Origin of the sequence: Agrobacterium sp. LY4 (genome assembly GCF_001526585.1) — a bacterium.
Lineage (GTDB): Bacteria > Pseudomonadota > Alphaproteobacteria > Rhizobiales > Rhizobiaceae > Agrobacterium > Agrobacterium leguminum.
This window is the reverse complement of the sequence record NZ_ASYA01000047.1, coordinates 1-312: the sequence shown is the minus strand read 5'-3', so window position 1 is coordinate 312 and position 312 is coordinate 1. Positions and strand designations below refer to the sequence as shown.

Here is a 312-nt window from a genome sequence, read left to right as displayed (position 1 = left end):
ATCGCCGGATAGCAGGTGCGGTTGCAGATGATTGAAGGCTTTGACGACGCGGGCGCCGGGAACGAGATCGGCGAAGATCTCGGTGGAAAGACGACCGTTTAGTTCGGCCGGCTTGAACAGCGGCGCTTCGATGGGATTGTTGGCGTCGATGACGATACGGCCGCCGTAGTCCGGCAGACCGGCGAGCGCCTTTGGCAGCTTCGACCAATTGACCGCCACAAGGACGATGTCGGCGCTCGCCGCCTCTTCAAGTGTGCCCGCCTTGATGAAAGGCTTCAGTTCCGTTTCGAGTACGGCAAGCGAGGCCGGGCC

Annotated in this window: 1 protein-coding gene; it reads right to left on the bottom strand. The window is 61.9% G+C overall.

Annotated features, from left to right (window positions below; all coding sequences use genetic code 11):
* Positions 1-312, bottom strand: a 312-nt coding sequence (locus L904_RS23480) for an NADPH-dependent F420 reductase (RefSeq protein ID WP_197416766.1), incomplete at both ends; no start/stop codon positions are given.